Below are 16,635 nucleotides of genomic sequence, written 5' to 3' on the forward strand. Positions count from 1 at the left end.
TGGCCTGAAGCGGAGCCGGCGCGCGCCGGCTTTTCACGTTTGCGATGGGACCTCAGCCCTGCGGCTCTTCCCCGCGCAGCCGCACGTCGCCGGCCAGCATGTCGGTGCGGCCCTGGTGCTCCTCGCGCTGCGCGTCGAAGAACTGCTGCACCTGCTGGCACACCGCCAACGTGTTCTCGCGCGTCGCCGCCGACACCAGGAACCACGGCTGCGTCCAGCCCAGCCGCTGCACGATATCCGCGGCCACGGCGTCGCGTTCGTCCGGCGCCAGCATGTCGGCCTTGTTCAGCACCAGCCAGCGCGGGCGCTCCAGCAACTCGGGATTGAACTTGGCCAGCTCATTCTCGATCGCGCGCACCTGCGCCACCACGTCGGTGTCGTCGATGGGTGCGATGTCGACCAGGTGCAGCAGCAGCGACGTCCGCGCCACATGGCGCAGAAACTGGATGCCCAGCCCCGCACCATCGGCGGCGCCCTCGATCAGGCCGGGAATGTCGGCGATCACGAAACTCTGGTCGGTACCCAGGCTGACCACGCCCAGATTCGGATGCAGCGTGGTGAACGGGTAATCCGCCACCCGCGGCGTGGCCGCCGACACGGCCCGAATGAAGGTGGATTTGCCCGCATTGGGAAAGCCCAGCAGGCCCACGTCCGCCAGCAGGCGCAGCTCCAGCTTCAGTTCGCGCGCGTCGCCCGGCGTGCCCGGCGTGGCCTTGCGCGGCGCCCGGTTCACCGAACTCTTGAAGTGGATATTGCCCAGGCCGCCCTTGCCGCCCTGCGCCACCAGCATGCGCTGACCGTGGCTGGTCAGGTCACCGATCACCTCGTCGGTGTCGACATTGGTGACCATGGTGCCGACCGGCACGCGGATGACCGTGTCTTCCCCGCCCTTGCCGTACATCTGGCTGCCCATGCCGTTCTCGCCGCGCTTGGCCTTGAAGCTGCGCTGATGGCGAAAATCGACCAGCGTGTTCAGACCTTCATCCGCCACCAGCCACACCGAGCCGCCATAGCCACCGTCACCGCCATCGGGCCCGCCGAACGGGATGAATTTCTCGCGGCGGAAACTGATGCAGCCATTGCCGCCATTGCCCGCCTGGACCGTGATGTTTGCTTCGTCGACGAATTTCATTGGGAAGGCCGGGAATGGGGAATAGGGAATGGGGAATAGGAAAAGCCGGCGATCCGGAGAGGGTACGGGATTAGCGGCGAGCCCGCTTCTGCCATTCCCTGTTCCCAACGCCTCGCTACAAACGAAAAACCCCGCCGAAGCGGGGCCTTCGCTACCGCGTCGCGGGAGGCTTACGCCTGCACGACGTCGACGAAACGGCGGTTTTTGTCGCCGCGGACCTTGAACTGCACGGTGCCATCGACCAGCGCGAACAGCGTGTGGTCGCGGCCCAAGCCGACGCCCACACCCGGGTGGAACTGGGTGCCGCGCTGACGCACGATGATGTTGCCGGCTTCGATGGCCTGGCCGCCGTAGATCTTCACGCCCAGGTATTTCGGGTTCGAATCGCGACCGTTGCGGCTGGAACCTACGCCTTTTTTATGTGCCATGACTCAATGCTCCAGTTGCTCAGGCGTTGATGCCCGTGATCTCGATTTCGGTGAAGTGCTGACGGTGACCCTGCTGCCGCTTGTAGTGCTTGCGGCGGCGGAATTTGATGATGCGGATCTTGTCGGCGCGGCCGTGCTTGCGGACGGTGGCGCTGACGGTGGCGCCTTCCACGACCGGCGCACCGACGGTGACCGACTCGCCGGAACCGACCATCAACACCTGGTCGAAGCTCACGGTGGCGCCTTCTTCGGCGGTCAACAGCTCCACGCGCAGGACATCGCCCTGCTGAACGCGGTACTGCTTGCCGCCAGTCTTGATGACTGCGTAACTCATGGGAATGCCCTTCTGTCGTTATTCTCTTGGGTATCGCCATGACCCCTTCAGGTCTGGCGAACTGCGGATTATAGCGACCCGCCGCCGCGCTGGTCAATTACTGACCACAGGCCGGACGATCCCGCCGCAGCCCACAAAAAAAGACCATCTGAACGCCTTGGTATAGTAATCGGCTCCCCCATATTCAGCCGTCATGGACAACATCAGCATTCGCGGCGCCCGCACGCACAACCTCAAGAACATTGACCTGGATCTGCCCCGCGACAAGTTGATCGTGATCACCGGACTGTCCGGCTCCGGCAAATCCTCGCTGGCGTTCGACACCATCTACGCCGAAGGCCAGCGCCGCTATGTGGAATCGTTGTCCGCATACGCGCGGCAGTTCCTGTCGATGATGGAGAAGCCCGACGTCGACCACATCGAGGGTCTGTCGCCGGCGATCTCGATCGAGCAGAAATCCACCTCGCACAACCCGCGCTCGACCGTGGGCACGATCACCGAAATCTACGATTACCTGCGCCTGCTGTACGCCCGCGTGGGTACGCCGCGCTGCCCCGACCACGGCATCGCGCTGGCGGCGCAGACGGTGACCCAGATGGTGGACGCCACGCTGGCACTGGATCCGGAGAAGCGCTACATGCTGCTGGCGCCGGTGGTGCGCGAGCGCAAGGGCGAGCACGTGCAGGTGTTCGAGCAGCTGCGCGCCCAGGGTTTCGTACGCGCCCGCGTGGATGGCGCGGTCTACGACCTGGACGCCGTGCCGCCGCTGATGCTGCGCCAGAAGCACACCATCGAAGTGGTGATCGACCGTTTCCGTCCGCGCGAGGACATCAAGCAGCGCCTGGCCGAATCGTTCGAGACCGCGCTGCGGCTGGGCGAGGGGCTGGTGATCCTGGTGGACATGGACGCCAAGGCGGATGCCAGCGGCGAGGTTCCGGCCGAGCAACTGCTCTCCTCGCGCTTCTCCTGCCCGGTGTGCGATTACTCGCTGCCCGAGCTGGAACCGCGCCTGTTCTCGTTCAACGCGCCGGCCGGCGCCTGCCCGACCTGCGACGGCCTGGGCATTACCCAGGTGTTCGATCCGGCACGCGTGGTCAGCCATCCGGAGCGGCCGCTGGCCAGCGGCGCGGTGCGCGGCTGGGACCGGCGCAATGCGCATTATTTCCAGCTGATCCTGTCGTTGGCCGCGCACTATGGCTTCGACGTGGATACGCCATGGCAGGAGCTGCCGAAGGACGTCCAGAAGGCCATCCTGTTCGGCAGCGGCAAGCAGCGCATCGCGTTCCGCTACCTCACCGAGCGCGGCGGCAAGGTCACCCGCGAGCATGCGTTCGAAGGAATCGTGCCGAACATGGAGCGGCGCTACAAGGAAACCGAATCGGCGGCGGTGCGTGAGGAACTGGTGCGCTTCATCAGCGACCAGCCCTGCCCCGAATGCGACGGCCAGCGGCTGAATCGTTCCGCCCGCAACGTGTTCGTGGCCGAACAGGCGCTGCCCGCGCTCACCCGCCGATCGATCGACGACGCGCTGGCGTTCTTCGACAAGCTGGCCCTGCCCGGCTGGCGCGGCGAGATCGCGGTGAAGATCATCAAGGAAATCCGCGAGCGGCTGAGCTTCCTCAACGACGTGGGCCTGAACTACCTCACCCTGGACCGCCAGGCCGATTCGCTTTCCGGCGGCGAGGCGCAGCGCATCCGGCTGGCCTCGCAGATCGGCGCAGGCCTGGTCGGCGTGATGTACGTGCTGGACGAGCCCTCGATCGGCCTGCACCAGCGCGACAACGAGCGCCTGCTGGGCACGCTGACCCGGCTGCGCGACCTGGGCAATACGGTGATCGTGGTGGAGCACGACGAGGACGCCATCCGCATGGCCGACCACGTGCTGGACATCGGCCCCGGCGCGGGCGTGCACGGCGGCGAGATCGTGGCGCAAGGCACGGTGCAGGACATGCTCGATTCGCCGCGCTCGGTCACCGGCCAGTTCCTGTCCGGCGCCCGCAGCATCGAAGTACCCGAAAAACGCCGCCAGCCCGCCGACAGCGAAGCATGGCTGCAACTCAAGGGCGCCACCGGCAACAACCTCAAGGATGTTGACCTGGCGATTCCGGCCGGGTTGTTCACCTGCGTCACCGGCGTCTCCGGCTCGGGCAAATCCACCCTCGTCAACGACACGCTGTTCCGGTTGGCCGCGGCCGAGTTGAACGGCGCCAGCACGCAGCCGGCGCCGCACCGCTCGGTCGAGGGCATGGAGCTGTTCGACAAGGTGGTGGACATCAACCAGTCACCGATCGGCCGCACACCGCGCTCCAACCCGGCGACCTACACCGGCCTGTTCACCCCGCTGCGCGAGATGTTTGCGCAGGTACCCGAGGCGCGTGCACGCGGCTATACGCCGGGGCGCTTCAGCTTCAATGTGCGCGGTGGTCGCTGCGAGGCCTGCGAGGGCGACGGCCTGATCAAGGTGGAGATGCATTTCCTGCCCGACGTCTACGTGCCCTGCGACGCCTGCCACGGCAAGCGCTACAACCGCGAGACGCTGGAAATCCTCTACAAGGGCCACACCATCGCCGACGTGCTGGACATGACGGTGGAGGACGCACTGAAGCTGTTCGAGAACGTGCCCACCGTGGCGCGCAAACTCGACACCCTGCGCGCCGTGGGGCTGGACTACATCAAGCTGGGCCAGAGCGCCACCACGCTTTCCGGTGGCGAGGCGCAGCGCGTGAAGCTGTCCAAGGAGCTGTCCAAGCGCGATACCGGGCACACCCTGTACATCCTCGACGAGCCCACCACCGGCCTGCATTTCCACGACATCGAACAATTGCTGGACGTGCTGCACCAACTGGTCGACCAGGGCAATACGGTGGTGGTGATCGAGCACAACCTGGACGTGATCAAGACCGCCGACTGGATCGTGGATCTGGGCCCCGAAGGTGGCGCCGGCGGTGGTCGCATCCTGGTGACCGGCACGCCGGAAACCGTGGCGGCCACGGCCGGTTCGCATACCGGGCATTTCCTGGCACCGCACCTGAAGATCGCCAAGGCGGTGAAGCCGGCCGCCACCAAGCGGGTCAAGTCGGCCGCCAAGCACATCGCCTCGGCCGACAAATACAAGCCGATGCCGCGGAAGAAAAAGACATCGTGAGCGGGCACGCCTCAGCACCGCTGGCCGGCGCGCCCCTGTTCGTGGCATCCATCGCGGTGCGCTGGCGCGACCTGGATGCGTTCAACCACGTCAACAATTCCACCTACCTCACCTATCTGGAAGAGGCGCGGTTGCAATGGATGCAGTCGATGGGCGGCGCGTTCGAGTCGTCCACCACGCCCGTGCTCGCGGCCAGCGAACTCAATTACCGCCGGCCGATCGCATGGCCGGCGCAACTGCAGGTGCAGTTGCTGTGCGAGCGCGTAGGCAACAGCTCGATCACCATCGCCCATCGCATGGTCGATGCCAGCGATCCGCAAACGCTGTATTGCGACGGCCGCGTGGTGATGGTGTGGATCGATCCGTCCACCGGAAAACCGGTGCCGTTGCCGCCATCCGTGCGCCAGGCCGCGCAGCATCCCGCACCGCCGGCAGACGCCGCGTAATAACGCAACCACCCAAGTCGCGACGCTGCTCACATACGCAAGCGCACGGTGTTCACACAGCATCGTTATGATGTCCGTCGATGCCTCGATGGAGCACACCGATGACGCCACGCCACACCCTTCTCGCCCTCGCCTGCCTGACCACCCTGGGCGCAGTCGCCACCGCCCACGCCGCCGACGATACCGAGCTGACCCTGTATCGCAGCGACAGCAGCGCGCTGTACGCCAGCAGTGGCGACGGCTCGGTCGACGACGGCTACGCCGTGGTGCGCGAACAGCGCTCGTTGACGCTGGCCGCCGGCAGCCATGACGTGGTGATCGGCGACCTGCCGAACCATATCGATCCCGAGGCAATGGCGCTGGGTTTCCCCTCCGGTAACGCCAAGGTCATTTCGCAGCGCCTGCTGCTGGGCCAGGGCCAGAACGCGGCGTTGACCGGCCTGGTCGGCCACGGAGTGGAAGTGCTCGGTGACAACGGCCAACGGCTGGCAAGCGGCAACCTGCTGCGCGCCGGTGACGGGTTGTTGGTGCACGGCGACAACGGCGTCACCACGCTGGTACGCAACTACGCGGCGGTGCGTACCACCGGCGCCAACTTCCCCACCGGCTCCAGCCTCAGCCTGCGCGTCGATGCGCAACGCGCGGGCACCGCCAACGCCGTGCTCAGCTATCCCACCGCCGGACTGGGCTGGCGCGCCGCGTATGTCGGCACACTGCAGCCGGGCAGCGCCTGCCGCATGCAGTTCGAGTCGCGCGCCAGCATCGCCAACCGCAGCGGCCGCGACTGGCACGATACGCAACTCACCCTGATCGCCGGCGAGCCGCACTTCGCCAAGGCCTCCGCACCGCGGCCGATGATGGCCATGGCGCGTGGTTACGCCAAGGCCGAAAGCGCCGACATGCCCGCGCAATCCACGCTCGCCGATTACCGCAGCTACGCCCTGCCCGCGCCGGTCGACCTGCCCGACGGCAGCGTCAGCCAGGTACTGCTGTACGCCACTCGCACGCTGGATTGCGAACGCACCGCGCTGCTGGAAAACGGCAACAGCTACCAGCCGCCACAGCCGATGCTGGACGCCAATTTCAATACGGGAAGCAACGACTCCATCATCAGCACGCTGCGTGTGAAAGCGTTCGACAGCCTGCCCGCCGGTTATCTGCGCGTGCTCAGCGCCGACCGCAACGGCACGCCGCAATTCATCGGCGAAGGCCGCATCGACGACACGCCCAAGGGCGGCGATGCCACGATCACGCTGGGCACCGCATTCGACCTGCGCGCCCAGCGCGAACGCACCGCGTTCCACGTCGACAAGGCCGGCCGCACGATGGACGAGGCGTACCGCATCACGCTGACCAATGCCGGCAACAGCACGCGCGTGGTCACCGTGCGCGAGCATCCCAACCGCTGGCAGCAGTGGACGCTGGCGTCCTCGTCGAGCAAGCCCAGCAAGCAGACGCCCGACGCGCTGGAATTCCGCGTCAATGTACCGGCGGGTGGCAAGGCCACGCTGGATTACGCCGTGCGCTACCAGTGGACCGCCGAACAGACGCCTTGAGGACATCAACCATGTTCGACATTTTCCCGCACGAGCACGACATCACCGAGATCCGGCTGAACCGGCCGCCGGTCAACGCGCTGGATACCGCCTTGCTGGTGGCCCTGCGCGAAGCTTTCGAACAGGCACCGGCAAACGGCCAGCGCGGCCTGGTGCTGTCCGGCGCGCAAGGGCTGTTTTCGGCGGGCGTGGATATTCCCGCCCTGCTGGCGCTGGACCGTGATGGCGTGCGGCGGTTCTGGCAGGAATTCTTCGCGCTGTGCTCGACGCTGGCGCGGCTGCCGATCCCGATCGTGGCCGCCATCACCGGCCACAGCCCCGCCGGTGGCGCGGTGCTGGCGTTGTTCTGCGATTACCGGGTGATGGCGCAGGGGCCGTACCGCATCGGCCTCAACGAGGTGCAGGTGGGCCTGATCGTGCCGGACAGCATCCAGCACGCACTGCGCCGCGTGGTGGGCACGTATCGCGCCGAGCGCCTGCTGGTATCCGGCGCGATGATCGAATCGGACGCGGCGCTGGCCTGCGGCTTCGTGGACGAGCTGACCGTGGCCGAACAGGTCACCACCCGCGCGTTGCACTGGCTGGGCGAATTGCTGGCGCTGCCTTCGCAGGCGATGCTGGCCACGCGCGCGCTGGCACGCGCGGATCTGGTCGCCGCGGTCGACCCGGACACGCTGCCGCTGGACGATTTCCTCGATGCGTATTTCCGCCCCGAAGCGCAGGCTACCTTGCAAGAGTTAGTCGCGCGGTTGAAGAACAAGGGCTGAGCAGCACCCGCTTTCGCTTCCCCCGCTCGCGGGGGAAGAAACTGCATCGCTCTCTCGCACCGGCCTGTATTCTTCACAGGCACCACCGCCGGCCGCAAAGATCCGAGTCGCTGGATCCCGGCTTTCGCCGGGATGACGTATTCCGGATGCTGCCTAGTCGTAGTGATAGAGCGTCACCCGACGAATCGAGAATTCGTCATCCGGCAAGCTCAGGTGGCGGCCCTGGTTGGTGTCGTCGCCATTCATTTCGCGACCCGGCACCCACTGCCCGTTGATGAAACGCCCTTCCCGGATCGACTCGATGCCCACGGCGGATCGCCCTTTGCCGGGCGGCTCGAAATAAACCGTGATGCCGGTGCCGGCGAACCAGAAATCGTTCGGACCGGTCTGGATGATCAGGCCGCCATGCGTGGTCGACGTGTCGGCGTCGATCTTCGCGCCGATCGATGCGGAACCCGGCTTGCGGTAGCTCGCCGTCACCTTGTAGTCGCCGAAAACGAAAGTCTGCGGGCTCAGGTCGACGCTGCCGTCGAACTGGGTGCGCGGCAGCATGCCGACCATTTTTCCGCTGCCCTGATGGGCGAGGATCAGCGGCGTCAACTGCTCGACCACGTCATACGCCTGCCCCAGCGCCTTCGCGTCATCGGGCGACAGGAATTCAGGCGCATAGGGTGAATAGCCCATCGCGTTCAAATGCGCATACGCGTACAGGCCATTGGCGCCCATCTGCGCACCCGAGACGCGGCCGGTTTCGGGGATCAGGAAGGGCTTGCCGGGGAGCGCGTACTTTTCCGCCCACTCGGTGAAATTCGGGAAATAGATATCCGGCGCCAGAAAGTCCACCGCCGGGGCCGCCGCGCGCCACACGTCGAAAAGATGCGGCAGCGGGCCGCCGCTGGGGTATTCACCGGGATGCTTGCCGGGCCGGATCAGTGCCGCATTGACGTACAGGGGCAGCGGGTAAACCGCCTTGCCCGCCGCCGCGACCTCCCCCGTGTAACGGCCTTCCGTCCACGCCGTGAACAACTCGTCGGTCTGCTCGCCGGCACCGAACGTGCCTTCCCAGTTGGCCCCGGTCTTGAACCCGTGCGCGCGCCACGCCGCCTTGAGTGCCGGCGCCAGGCTTTCCTTGTGCTTCGACAGATAGTCGGTCAGCGCCGTCGGCACCGGCGCATGGAAAGCGGCATCGGCCAGCGGGCCGTGGTCACGCGCTTCCGGGATCATGCCGACCTCGTTTTCCACCTGCACCATCACCACGGTGTGCCGCTCGCCGTCGATCTGCTTCAGGTGTTTCATCAACGCCACGAACGCGGCGCTGTCTGCCTGCAGGTTGGGCTGGTCCAGCGCCGACAGTATTTCCATCGGCCTGCCGTCGGAGCGCCGGGCGCGTGGATAGCGACGGGAATCGCGTTTGACCCACGCAGGGACGTAGCTCGACATGCTGTTTTTCCAGCTGCCGAACCACAGCAGGACGAGGCGCATGTCGTGAGCGCGCGCGCCCTCGATGAGTCCATCCACGGTACTGAAATCGAACTGCCCCTGCTGCGGCTCGATCAGGTTCCAGTAAACGGGAGCGATGAGCGAGTTGAAATGCATGGCCTCGAATTTGGGCCACAACGTTTCCAGGTAAGGCAGGCTCGATGCGGAGGAGTTCTCAAGCTCCCCCGCGCGCATCAGGAATGGCTGGCCGTCCACGATGAGTTGCGTGGCACCGTGACGCTGCGCCAGGTGCGGCATGCCCGGCACATCCCTAGCCTGCGCCGAAAGCACCAGGCCCGGCAACAAGATGAGGACAACGGCAATCATGCCGCTCATGCGCCACCGGCTTTTTCGCGCAACCACTCTTCTCACCGTGCTGTGCATTCAATCCCCCTTTCCAGCTTTTCAGCCACGACCGTCTTGCGCATGTTCATGCTGCGAAGCCGCGAAGTCGATGCGATCACGCAGCGTGCCCCATCGCGCGGATGCATGTACCCAGGCGCGCACGGAGCGGAAGTCAGCGAAGCGCTCCACGTTCACGGCCGTCTGCCGGCCTTGAGCGTGGAGTTTTCTCCCGGGGATCATCGCCCCATCCAGGTCAGAACGTGCCGCGAACGCCCAAGGTGATCGTACGGCCCGGGTTGTAGATGCTGTAGGCCGCGTTGGAATACTGGAACGTCGAACGCAGCGGTTCGTCGGTCAGGTTGGTGGCATCCAGCGTGATCTGCGGCGACGTGGGCAGATGCTCGAACGTGTAGCTGGCCGACAGGTCGAACTCGCCCCGCGCATCGGTCTTGATGCGTGCAAACGAAATACCGTTCTGATTGGCGCCGGAGGAGATCTGGTTGTCGGTCCAGTTGTAGGAAACGCGCGCCGATACCGGCCCCTTTTCCCAGTACACCGTCCCATTCCACAAGTTCGGCGCGACGCCCACGGCAACCGCCGACACACCCGAGCCCGACGACGTTTGCCGGATGTGGGTGTAATTGGCCGTGAAACCGAGGCCATCCACCATCCAGTCGAGTGGTTGCACCCAGTCGATTTCCTCACCGCGGATCTTCAGCTTGCCGTCTGCGTTGACCTGGCTTTGTACCAGCACGGTCGCCACATCAGGGCCGCCACGCTGCTGGATCGCCGCCTGTTGATAAGGCTGCAGGCTGTCGTAAGAAACGCCCAGCTCGCCGAACGGGATCGTGCGGATGCCGTTGACCGTGAAGCCGGTGATCTCCTTGTTGAACAAATCCACGGCGACATACCCGGCGCCGCCGGTATACCACTCGCCAGCCAGGTCGAGGTTGTCCGACGTGTATGGCTGCAGGTCCGGATTGCCCTGGCTGGCATTCTGCGCGGAGGGATCGCTGAAGTTGGTGTTCGGCAACATGTAACTGGGGTTGGGTCGGGTCATCGAGCGCGACCCGGCCAGCCGCAGCACCACGTTGTCCCGCACGCTCCAGGCAAGGTTGAACGACGGCAGGGTATTGGACAGGTCCGAATCGAACGAGCGCACTTCGGTGGTGCTGCCATTGGTGACCGGCCCACTGATGTTCTGGTCGGTGGTGACGTAACGCAGGCCGGCATTCAGGCGCAGGGGACGGCCAAGTACCTCGGTGGTGGCGTTGGCCTCGATGTAGTACGCCCAGCTCTTTTCACGGAAGCCGCCGGTCGTCGCCCCGGTGAATACCGACCCGGCAACGGGCGCGCTCTCGAGCAGGTTGCGGTAATTGGAGGCCGCATAAATGCCGGCGTAATCCACGGCAATGAACCCCGCCGGGCCTGGCCTCAGATAGGACGCGATGTCGGACTGCGGCACCGCCGAACCCGGGCCGCCATCGCACACGCCCGTGGCCGTGCCCTGGCAGATGACCTGCGACCAGGCCTTGCTGTTGTCGTAGCCCGTGATCTGGCGGCCTTGCTGATCGAAGGAGAAACCGGCCTTGAGGTTGTTGTCGTCCTCGCCAAATTGCAGATAGGACCCCACGCCCTTGGTCGTGGTGACACGACGCTCGGCCTGGATGTTGACGCGGTTCCAGCTCCATCCGCTGGCGGGGTCGTTGAGGTCGACGTCCGTGCTCAGGGTCGGGTGCGAGCCACTGTCGTTGCTGTACTGGACGGTGGTGAACGGCGAATTGAACAGGATGCTGGGTACTTCCTCGTACATCCAGCTGCGATTCACGTGCGCCTGGACGTGGAGTTTGATGTCGGCGTCGTCGCCGAAATAAATGTCCGCGCCCGGATTGGCCGACCAGAACTTGGTCGTCTGGTGGCGCAGGCTGGCTTCGAGAAAGTACTGCGCGTTGGTGAACGTGGCCGAGGTGACCACGCCATTGCCGTCGACCTCCTCGTTGAGCGGGATCATGGTGCCATTGCGGCCGATCAGGTTCATGTCGGTGCTGTCGGTATCGCGCTTCTGTTTCGTGAACAACGTATCCAGGTAGAAGTGCATGTTGACGTCAGGCCGGTATTCCAGCGACATGACGGCGGCCTTGCGGTCGCGGACATCGGTCAGATGGAGCGGTCGGCTCAGGCGCGGGATCAGCGAGTTGCTGATCTGCTCGATGGTCAACCCGGGATTGTTCTGCAACAGGAACGCGTCGTCGATGGGCTGACCGGCGACCAGCCCGGCACCGGCCGTGATCGGCACGATGTCGGGAATGCGCCAATTGCCGCCGCCATACGAGTTGCATCCGGTCGTCCCGCTCACCTGCGTATTCGCCGCCGTGCCGGCCGGCGGGGTAAGGCCGCATTGGTCGTAGGTGAGGCCAGGGGTCGTCCAGCCGATGGTTTCGTAACCTGTCTCCAGCGCCCTCTCATGCTTGGTGGCGACACCGGCAACCACGCCGAACGTGTTGTCGGCGTTGGTCCAGCTACCGATCAGGCTCGCGCTGGGGCTGTACAGCCCGCCCTGACTGTTCCAGCCCTCTTTCACGTTGTACGTGAGATGGGTCCCCGGGTTGTCGAATGGCCGCACCAGGCGCAGGTCGACGTTTCCGGAGATGCCGCCCTCAAGCATGCTCGCCACGGGCGTCTTGCTGACGGCCAACTGGCTGAAGAACTCGGTGGGGAACAGATTCAGGTTGATTTCGCGGTCCTGATTCTGCTGGTTGCGATCGGTGTACGCCGTGGCAACGCTGCCACCATCGAGCGTGACCCGCGTGAAGCTTGGCCCCAGGCCGCGAATGGAAACCTGCATGCCCTGCCCGCCGACACCGCGCGACAACTGCACGCCAGGGATGCGGTTCAACGACTCCGCGATGTTGTTGTCGGGGAATTTGCCGATGTCCTCGGCAAAGACCGTATCGGTGATGTTGGTGGCATCGCGCTTGGCATCGGTCGCGAACTGCAGGCTGTGCAGATAACCCGAGGTGACCGTCACCGTGCCCAGGTTGGTGGCCTGCGACTTGTCGTCCTGCGTTTTGACCGGTTCGCCGTTCTTAGCGCCCGGCGACGGGGCGACCTGCGAAGCTGGCACTTCCTGCCGGGCCGCCGCGGACGCGGTGGCGGCGATGGCGCCGCTGGCCGTGCCCAGCAGCGCCAGCCCCAATGCCTGCGCCAGCGCCGCCTTCAGGTAGATATTCTCGATCATGGCGTCTCCACGTTTCACCAAGTGATGGGATGCCTCGCGATGTTCAATCGCGATGGCGTACCTTGACCGGCGGTGACGGCGCGGCATGACTGACGCGACGCTCCTTGCCGATTCATCTACCTGGATTACGCGTCCCCCGACGCCTGGGCTCATTGATACTGGGGCGTGATCTTGCGGGCTGGCAATTATGAAAATTGCCAGGGCGCGTTATGTTTCTTGTATCCATTGCTGGCGTTTGGCGCTGACATGCGGGCCATTGGCGACGGCGTTTGGCGCCAGACAGTCGAAAGCCGGATACGGTCGCTGCGGCCTCAAAGCCGCCTGCACAAGCAGTCGGCGAACGCTTGCCAACGATTCACCCTTTCGCCACGGGTCGCGAGGCATCGCTGATCCAGCCGCTCCACGACGGCGCATACAACCGTGAGCCGTGCAGGCCCGCATGCTCCATCGCCAGCAGGTTGTGGCACGCGGTGACGCCGGAGCCGCACATGTGCACCACATCGGCGGGCTTGGTGTCGCCCAGCACCGCGGAGAACTCCGCACGCAATTGCGCCGCCGGCTTGAAGCGGCCGTCGTCGGCAAGGTTGTCGGGGAACGGCCGGTTCAAGGCACCAGGCACATGGCCGCCGACGCGGTCCAGTGGCTCCACGTCGCCGCGGTAGCGTGGCGCGGCGCGGGCATCCAGCAATTGCCCCGAACCTTGGCCCAGCGCGGCGTGGTCGGTGAGTACCTGGGTTTCGTCGTAATGCAGTGCCACCTCGGTGGCGGCACGCGCCGCGGGTTCGCCTTCTTCCACCGGCAAACCGGCCTTTTTCCAGGCGGCAAAGCCACCATCGAGCACGGCCACATCGCGCACCCCGGCCAGCCGCAACAACCACCACAGCCGCGCCGCCGTCAGCGCACCGCTACCGGCGTCGTAGCTCACTACCGGCGTGCCGGTGCGCCAGCCCCAGCGCGACAGCACGGCGCTGAAGGCTGTTTCCAGCGGCAGCGGATGACGGCCCAGCCCTTCGTGCTGGCGCGAAAGATCGGACAGGTCGTGGTCGAGGTTGGCGTAGACCGCGCCGGGAATATGGCCCAGCCGGAATTCGCGCTCGCCCTTGCCGGGGTCGGCCAGGTCGAAGTTGCAGTCGACGATCAACACCTCGCCCGGCGCCATGGCCGACAGCGTGGCGGGATCGATGAGTGTGGTGAGCAAGGTCATGCGCGTCCCATCCTCTGCAGCAAGTTGAGAAGTATCGCCGCGGTGGCGCCCCAGATGCGGTGGCCGCCGTGCACGAATTCCACCATCGGCCGCTGGTGTCCGCGAAATTCCATGGTGTAGCGGCGCAGGTTGGCCGGCTCCATGAAAAACGCCAGCGGCACCTCGAACACCTCGGCCACTTCGTCGGGCGCCGGGTACAGTTGCGCCTCGGTCGCGATCCGCGCCACCACCGGCGTGATGCAGAAGCCGCTGATGGTCTCAAAACGGTCGAGGAAACCCAGCGGCGTTACCAGCCGCCGCTCCAGCCCGATCTCCTCCTCGCTCTCGCGCAGCGCGGTGGTGATGGCGTCGCCATCATCCGCCTCACTGCGTCCGCCGGGGAACGCCACCTGGCCTGCATGCGCATGCAGGTGATCGGTGCGTACGGTGAGCACCATGCGCGGCTGCACGCCCTCGCGCAGGCCGATCAATACGGCGGCCGGCTGGCGTGGTGCGTCGCCCAGCAGTTCGGCCATGTCCGCATGGTTCCAGGCCCGCTCGATCGGCGGCGCCGACAAGGGTCGCAGCGCGTCGGTCAGGTCGTCGATCATGGCTGTTTGGCCAGGATGCGCAACGGCAACACGTCGCGCATGAGCCGCCACCGTTCGGCATCATCCAGTGCGCTCCAGCGGCCGATTTCCTCGCCTGTGCGGCGGCAACCGATGCAATACCCGCGCGCATCGAGGCGGCAGATCTGGATGCAGGGCGTCAGCGGTGCGGGGGGAGAGGGGCGATCGTTCGACATGCTCCGGCCATGGTACCGCGCCGGTGCCGGCGCGCGGTCAGCTTTTGATGTCGAGCAGCTCGATCTCGAACACCAGTGCCTCGTTCGGCCCGATGCGTGGCAACTGGCCGTATTCGCCATAGGCAAGCTCGGACGGAATCACCACTTTCCAGCGATCGCCCACGCGCATCCGCGGTATCACGTCCTGCCAGCCGCGGATCACCTTGTTCACGATAAAGCTCACCGGCGCGCCGTGCGCCCAGGTGCTGTCGAATTCGGTGCCGTCCACCAGCATGCCGCGGTAGTTCACCACCACCCGGCTGGTTACCGTGGGATGGACCTTGCCACTGCCCTTCTTCAGCACCGCGTACTGGATGCCCGAGGGCAGTTGCACCACGCCGGGCTGCTTCCGGTTTTGCGCCAGGTAGGCGGCGCTTTTTTTCGCGTTCTCGATCGCCATACGCTTGAAGGTGGCCACCGCATCGGCGTGCATCTGCTGGTCGAGCCATTGCAGTTGCTGGTGCATGTCCTGCATCGACACGCTGGGGTCGCGCTTGTCGTAGGCATCCTGGATCGCTCGCTGCATCGCGGCGATATCCAGTGATGGCTTGCGGTCGGCAAACTGGCTGCCGATCTTGTAGCCGATGGCATACGACAGCTTGGCCTTGTCCAACCCCGGCGGATGCGCGGCTGGCGTCTGTGCCTGCGCGGCGCCTGCCAGCAGCAACGCGCCAAGCGACAGCCAGCACCATGTGCGCAGGGCTCGCTCCAACGCGGGAAAAGCCCGGCGCGATTGTCGATACGGTAGGTTCATGCCAAGCCGATTCTGCCAGTGTCATGCGCCCCGCGGGTTTCCTGCAGGGCGCGTGGTTTGAGGACGCATGGCTGAGAAACCGGGCCGGCACAAAGGTTCCCGCTGCTACCATCGAAGGCCCGCAATCGGCCGGAGTCAGGCATGGCTTACCGCAATCTGGAAATCACGAACCGCGGCGCGGTGAACGTGATCACCGTCAATCGCCCCGACAAGCTCAACGCGCTGAACCGGGAGACGCTCAACGAACTCGGCATGGCCTTCACGCAGGCGGCGTACGACGACGCGGTACGTGTGGTGGTGCTGGCGGGCGCGGGCGAGAAAGCCTTCGTGGCCGGCGCCGATATCGCGGAGATGCATGGCTACACGGCAACCCAGGCGCAGGGGTTTTCGCGCGCCGGCCAGCAGTTGATGACGTCGATCGAGCGGCTGGGCAAACCGGTCATCGCCCGCGTGCAGGGCTTTGCGCTGGGCGGCGGCATGGAGCTGGCGATGGCCTGCCATTTCCGCATTGCCAGCGAGAAGGCGAAGTTCGGCCAGCCGGAAATCAACCTGGGCCTGATCCCCGGCTTCGGCGGCACCCAGCGATTGCTGCGGCTGGCCGGCCGCGGCGCCACGCTGGAGCTGTGCCTCACCGGCACACCGATCACCGCGCAGCGCGCTTATGAACTGGGCATCGTGACGCGCGTGGTGGCGCCCGAAGCGCTGGACGAAACCGTGAACGCCCTCGCCGATCAGCTGGCGGCCGCCGCACCGCTGGCGGCCCGGCGCATTCTCGACGCCGTGCTCGAAGGCGGCGAGAACGCGATCGACCAAGGCCTGGCATTCGAAACGCAGGCGTTCGCGCTGAGCTTTTCCACCGACGACATGCGCGAGGGCACCACTGCCTTCCTGGAAAAGCGCAAAGCCGTGTTCCACGGCATCTAACCTGGGCCGTGGGAGCGGCTTCAGCCGCGATGCTCCTGGGTGAATCCGGGAGTAAAAAGC

The 16,635-nt window shown here is 65.6% G+C and carries 12 protein-coding genes and 1 pseudogene; 5 read left to right on the forward strand and 8 right to left on the reverse strand.

From position 1 onward, the window contains the following. Positions 1–52: 52 nt before the first annotated feature. From cgtA to rplU, 3 genes are all read right to left on the reverse strand, one after another. Entirely contained in the window at positions 53–1,132 is a 1,080-nt protein-coding gene (gene cgtA / locus ASD22_RS06265; protein WP_056080319.1) for an Obg family GTPase CgtA, read from the reverse strand. Between the two features lie 170 nt (positions 1,133–1,302). Beyond that, positions 1,303–1,560: a 50S ribosomal protein L27 gene (rpmA, locus tag ASD22_RS06270; RefSeq protein ID WP_056080323.1), complete on the reverse strand. Its 258-nt coding sequence runs from the start codon at positions 1,558–1,560 to the stop codon at positions 1,303–1,305. Positions 1,561–1,579: 19 nt separating this feature from the next. Next, the gene (gene rplU / locus ASD22_RS06275) at positions 1,580–1,894 is read right to left on the reverse strand and encodes a 50S ribosomal protein L21 (protein WP_056080326.1); all 315 of its coding nucleotides are present in this window, start codon (positions 1,892–1,894) and stop codon (positions 1,580–1,582) included. Positions 1,895–2,087: 193 nt separating this feature from the next. Between rplU and uvrA the strand changes: the two genes are divergently transcribed. From uvrA to ASD22_RS06295, 4 genes are all read left to right on the forward strand, one after another. After that, positions 2,088–5,039 (forward strand): excinuclease ABC subunit UvrA, encoded by a 2,952-nt coding sequence (gene uvrA, locus ASD22_RS06280; protein ID WP_056080329.1) that lies wholly within the window; start codon positions 2,088–2,090, stop codon positions 5,037–5,039. Then, complete coding sequence (locus ASD22_RS06285; protein WP_056080332.1) at positions 5,036–5,485, forward strand: thioesterase family protein; 450 nt, start codon at positions 5,036–5,038, stop codon at positions 5,483–5,485. The genes uvrA and ASD22_RS06285 overlap by 4 nt, the downstream gene beginning before the upstream one ends. 101 nt (positions 5,486–5,586) lie before the next feature. Next, on the forward strand, positions 5,587–7,041 hold the full coding sequence (locus ASD22_RS06290) for a DUF4139 domain-containing protein (protein WP_056080335.1): 1,455 nt from the start codon (positions 5,587–5,589) through the stop codon (positions 7,039–7,041). An 11-nt stretch (positions 7,042–7,052) separates the two neighbouring features. Continuing rightward, positions 7,053–7,808: an enoyl-CoA hydratase/isomerase family protein gene (locus ASD22_RS06295; RefSeq protein ID WP_056080338.1), complete on the forward strand. Its 756-nt coding sequence runs from the start codon at positions 7,053–7,055 to the stop codon at positions 7,806–7,808. 153 nt (positions 7,809–7,961) lie between these two features. Here ASD22_RS06295 and ASD22_RS06300 read toward each other — a convergent pair whose 3' ends face one another. The 5 genes and pseudogenes from ASD22_RS06300 to ASD22_RS06325 form a co-directional block, all read right to left on the reverse strand. Then, a complete protein-coding gene (locus tag ASD22_RS06300) occupies positions 7,962–9,614 on the reverse strand; it encodes a DUF5597 domain-containing protein (protein WP_200946323.1) in 1,653 nt (550 codons plus the stop codon). Positions 9,615–9,885: 271 nt separating this feature from the next. Then, on the reverse strand, positions 9,886–12,867 hold the full coding sequence (locus ASD22_RS06305) for a TonB-dependent receptor (protein ID WP_056081053.1): 2,982 nt from the start codon (positions 12,865–12,867) through the stop codon (positions 9,886–9,888). A 358-nt stretch (positions 12,868–13,225) separates the two neighbouring features. Further along, positions 13,226–14,074 carry a sulfurtransferase gene (locus ASD22_RS06310; RefSeq protein ID WP_056080344.1) on the reverse strand — a complete coding sequence of 283 codons (849 nt, stop codon included), beginning with the start codon at positions 14,072–14,074 and terminating at the stop codon, positions 13,226–13,228. After that, a pseudogene (locus ASD22_RS06315) lies at positions 14,071–14,858 on the reverse strand (DUF1289 domain-containing protein). Before ASD22_RS06315 ends, ASD22_RS06310 begins: the two are co-directional and overlap by 4 nt. Before the next feature lie 37 nt (positions 14,859–14,895). Then, positions 14,896–15,651, reverse strand: coding sequence for an FKBP-type peptidyl-prolyl cis-trans isomerase (locus ASD22_RS06325; RefSeq protein ID WP_235577558.1), 756 nt, complete (start codon positions 15,649–15,651; stop codon positions 14,896–14,898). A gap of 141 nt (positions 15,652–15,792) precedes the next feature. Between ASD22_RS06325 and ASD22_RS06330 the strand changes: the two genes are divergently transcribed. Further along, a complete protein-coding gene (locus ASD22_RS06330) occupies positions 15,793–16,575 on the forward strand; it encodes an enoyl-CoA hydratase-related protein (RefSeq protein ID WP_056080352.1) in 783 nt (260 codons plus the stop codon). Positions 16,576–16,635 lie beyond the last annotated feature (60 nt).

It is taken from the genome of Rhodanobacter sp. Root480, from assembly GCF_001426645.1.
Classification (GTDB): domain Bacteria; phylum Pseudomonadota; class Gammaproteobacteria; order Xanthomonadales; family Rhodanobacteraceae; genus Rhodanobacter; species Rhodanobacter ginsenosidimutans.